Genomic DNA, 3,963 nt, shown 5'->3' on the forward strand with positions numbered 1-3,963 from the left:
TCGGTGGCGGCCGGTGGCTGCGGAACGGTGAGCAATTCGGACGGCTTGCCCGGCTCCTCGACCATCGCCAGCACCTGGCCGGTCGGGCTCTGCGGCACCGAGACGACGGCGGTCTGGGCTGAGGCGACGGCGACGCCGCCGACCGTCGAGCGAAGCGTGATCGTGTAGTCGCCGGGCTTCAGTGGATCGTCGAGCACGATGGCGAAGGCGCCGTCGGGGCCGGCATCGGTCGCGCCTAGCACCGTCCCGCCATTCAAGACCTCGACCTTGGCATTGGGCGCCGCGCTGCCGGCGACGACGATCGAGCCATTGCCTTCGACCCGCACGACATCGAAGGTCGGCAATATCGGACCGGCGGCTGGCGCGGATGCCGCCGGGGCCGTCGCGTTGTTGGCCGGGGCCGTTGCATTGTTGGCGGGCGCCATCTTGTTGGCTGGGGCCATCGTGTTGGCCGGAGCCTGCGGCAAGCGCGCCTCGGTGGACGTGCTGTTGGATTCAGCCGGCTTCGTGTCCGCTTGCGGAAGTGCCGCGACCTGTGCCGGCTTCTCTTTGTTGATATATGGGTCGAGCGCGCCCGACCCGTAGGCGACCGCCGCGACGACGGCAACGCCGCCCGCCGCGAACAAAAACGCCTTGGAAGGATTGATAGCCATAATCTTTTAGTGCCCCCTTAGCCACCTAACGCCGGTCTAGCGTGTTTTAACCAGTGCTACAAGAAAAAGCCCGCCCATGGGCTTGACCGCGCCAACCGTCCCCATCACCAATCATCCCATGAACACGATTCGATCCGTCTGCGTCTATTGCGGTTCGTCTCCGGGCCGCGACGAGGCTTATGTCAAGGCCGGCCACCTGCTCGGCCGCTCGCTCGCCAAGTCAGGCCTGCGCCTGATCTATGGCGGCGGCACCAAGGGCATCATGGGCGCCGTCGCCGACGGGGCGCTCAAGGCCGGCGGCAAGGTGACCGGCATCATCCCGCGCTTCCTGATCAACAAGGAGGCGACGGAAACCGCTCTCGACAAGCTCGACGAGCTGTTGATCACCGATAACATGCACGAGCGCAAGCACAGGATGTTCGAGAAATCCGACGCCTTCGTGGCGCTGCCGGGCGGCATCGGCACGGTGGAGGAGATCGTCGAGGTCATGACCTGGGCGCAGCTCGGCCATCACCGCAAGCCGATCGTGTTCGCCAACATTAAGGGCTTCTGGGACCCGATGCTTTCGCTGATCGAGCACATGTCGGGCGAAGGCTTCATCCACACCGCACATAGGGTGAAGCCGCTAGTGGTCAACGACCCCGAAGCCATCGTCGCCGCCATCATGGTGGCGGGGTCATCCGTGGATGCGCCGACAGAGGGTGTGCAGTCGGTGATAGATAAGATGTAGTGAATAGTGAATAGTGAATGGTTAGCTGCGAGGACCCGGCTTTTGTCCGCTGACCATCATCATTGAACCCACTATTCACTATTCACTATTCACTATTCACCGCCCTCCTCAAATCCCCAATCACCGCCCTTCGATCATTGCGCCGCCAGGCGAGATGGATCGCAACGTTGCGCTTGAACCAGGGCAGATCGCGGAAGACGATGCCGCGCGGCGCCGCGACGCGGAGGCTTTCCTGCACCGTGGCGAGGCCGAGACCGGCGCTGACCAGGCCGAGCGAGGTCAAGGGGTCGGCCGTCTCGTAGGCGATGTCGGGCAGGAAGCCGGCTTCGGCGCAGGCCGCCAGGAACTGGGCGCGATTGGTGTCGTCGGGCTGACGCACGACGGTGATCCAGACGCGACCGTCGAGATGGTTTGGCCGGATGTCGGTGACACCGACAAGCGGATCATCCTCGGGGACAGCCAGCACCAGCGGCTCGCGACGTACCAGCATGCTCTCGATATCGGGATCGCCCTTCGGCGCAGGGGCATAGACAAAGCCGAGGTCGAGCGCTCGGCTTCGCAGATCCTCGAATTGCTGGGCCGTGCGGCCGCTCCTGAGCTGCAGATGGAGATCCGGCCGCCGGCGGCGGAATTCGCGCAGCATGTCGGCGACCAGACCGGCATGCACAGCGCCCTCGACATAGCCGACGGCGAGGCTGCCGGCGGCGCCGCTGGCGAGATTGCGGCCAAGCTCCTCCAGCCGCGCGGCATTGGCAAGCAGCGCGCGGGCTTCGGCGAGGAAAGCCCTGCCCTCGGCGTTGAGATGCACGCGCTGCTTCGCCCGCTCGAACAGGGCAACGCCCAGTTGCTCCTCGAGCTGCATGATCTGTCGGCTCAAGGGCGATTGCGAGATGTGCAGCTGCTCGGCGGCGCGGCCGACATTGCCGGCCTCGGCGACGGCGACGAAATATCTTATTTGGCGCAGGTCGAGCATCTTTGCCCCTATTGACTTAAGTCCTTATTGATCTGAACTTTAGCCTAATCAGTCTTTGACAGTCTGACCAGCCGGCGCGATATCTCCCGCATCAACAGGCCACAAAGGAGACCGCCATGCAGTTCTTTGCCCTTCTCACCCGCAACACCGAAAAGTTCAGCGACGCCGATTTCGCGCCGCTCCTGCCGGGCGAAGCCGAGCAAAGGCGCACGCTCTATGCGCAGGGCGCGGTGCGCCAGGTGTGGAACCGAGGCGACATCCCCGGCAGCGGCGTGATGTTCGAGGCGGCCGACGAGAAGGAGGTGCGCGGCCATCTCGCCACCCTGCCGCTGGTCGAGGCCGGCATGATGGAGGTCGCGGCAATCGTGCCGCTCAATCCCTATCCGGGGTTCGGGCCGAAGCGCTGAGGATAGCTGGCTGAGGCCGCCTTGCGCTCGGCAGCCTCATGGCCAGGCACTGAATTTGCTTGGAAACCATGCGATGTCGCATTTTCTCGGCTGCTCGACACCACCCATCGATCGCGGCAGAGGTCGTGGCCCCGGCCTTCTGGCAACGCATTCGCGACGACACCTGAGATAGACGGGGGTCCGGTTCGCGTCCCCACGTCTCCCAGGATGTCAGTGCCTCTTCGAGCTCGGCCTGGGTCGCCAGACCCCGCTCGCCGGCGAATGGGGCCAGCACGGTGTGCGCGTCAACGCCATCGCCCCCGGCTATTTCAAGACCGAGCTCACCGCCGCTTTAGTCGCCGACGAGACATTCTCGAGCTGGCTCACCGGCCGCACGCCGATGCGGCGCTGGGGCGATGTCGAGGAACTGGCCGGCGCTGCCGTGTTCCTGGCCTCCGACGCCGCAAGCTTCGTAACGGGACAGACGCTGCTGGTGGATGACGGGATAACCAGCGTATTGTGAGAGCGGTCGAGGACTGGTCCGACCGGCAGGCTCGTCTTCCCCACCGGCAGATGCTGCTCGACGGGCGGATCAATCCTGGCACCCTTTGCAAATCCGGCAAGCAGACTGTCCAGCGACAGCCTGCCGGACCCGCTGAGCGCCAGGATGAACATGCCGCCGGCAATGGCGAGATCCTTCTCGAAATGCAGCAGTTCGTTCTGGCTGGCGAAGTTGGCGTGGAAAAGGCTTGCCGTCATCAGGCAGAAGAGGCCGAGCGCTACCGCGCCGAGCCGCGCCAGGATGCCGAGCGCTACGGACAGGCCGGCGCCGAGTTGCAGGGCGATAGTGGCAAGAAGCAGCGGCGTGCCGACGCCGAGCGCGGCCATCGCCTTCTGGGCGCCCTCGAAATGCGTCGCGAGCTGCAATCCCTCATGCACGAAGATCAGAGACAGAAGCAGGCGACCGGCAAGCAGGACCACGTCCCGGGCGTGAAGGTTCTTGGCAAGTTCGGTCGATGTCATGGTCGGCTCCGGTTTTCGAAAGAAGGCAGTCGCCGCCGGTCGGGGTAGCGCTACGGATACTGACGTTGAAAAGGTCGGAGCCGGCGAGGGAGAGAACGCCGGCTCCGGTTTTCGGGCGCGCTTACCGCCAGCGCCCAAAAGTCGGTACTCGTGGGAGCGAGGTCAGTGCCAGCCCCCCTCATATGAGGCGAGTTGTGT

At 64.7% G+C, this 3,963-nt stretch carries 4 protein-coding genes and 2 pseudogenes; 3 read left to right on the forward strand and 3 right to left on the reverse strand.

Annotated features, from left to right (window positions below; genetic code table 11):
- Positions 1–653, reverse strand: a 653-nt coding sequence (locus DH10_RS35815; protein ID WP_343221688.1) for an Ig-like domain-containing protein, incomplete at its 3' end; no start/stop codon positions are given.
- A 118-nt stretch (positions 654–771) separates the two neighbouring features.
- On the opposite strand from DH10_RS35815, the gene DH10_RS35820 reads away from it, so the two are divergent.
- Positions 772–1,383, forward strand: coding sequence for an LOG family protein (locus DH10_RS35820; RefSeq protein WP_192250762.1), 612 nt, complete (start codon positions 772–774; stop codon positions 1,381–1,383).
- 85 nt (positions 1,384–1,468) lie between these two features.
- Here DH10_RS35820 and DH10_RS35825 read toward each other — a convergent pair whose 3' ends face one another.
- Complete coding sequence (locus DH10_RS35825; RefSeq protein WP_192385950.1) at positions 1,469–2,356, reverse strand: LysR family transcriptional regulator; 888 nt, start codon at positions 2,354–2,356, stop codon at positions 1,469–1,471.
- Between the two features lie 116 nt (positions 2,357–2,472).
- On the opposite strand from DH10_RS35825, the gene DH10_RS35830 reads away from it, so the two are divergent.
- Together DH10_RS35830 and DH10_RS35835 are read left to right on the forward strand one after the other, a co-directional pair.
- Positions 2,473–2,763: a muconolactone Delta-isomerase family protein gene (locus DH10_RS35830; RefSeq protein WP_192250781.1), complete on the forward strand. Its 291-nt coding sequence runs from the start codon at positions 2,473–2,475 to the stop codon at positions 2,761–2,763.
- A 250-nt stretch (positions 2,764–3,013) separates the two neighbouring features.
- A pseudogene (locus DH10_RS35835) lies at positions 3,014–3,265 on the forward strand (SDR family oxidoreductase); the annotation flags it as partial.
- 98 nt (positions 3,266–3,363) lie between these two features.
- On the opposite strand, the pseudogene DH10_RS35840 reads toward DH10_RS35835, so the two are convergent.
- Positions 3,364–3,765, reverse strand: a pseudogene (locus DH10_RS35840) (DoxX family protein); the annotation flags it as partial.
- Between the last annotated feature and the right edge of the window lie 198 nt (positions 3,766–3,963).

The organism is Mesorhizobium silamurunense (assembly GCF_014843825.1).
Taxonomy (GTDB): domain Bacteria; phylum Pseudomonadota; class Alphaproteobacteria; order Rhizobiales; family Rhizobiaceae; genus Mesorhizobium; species Mesorhizobium silamurunense.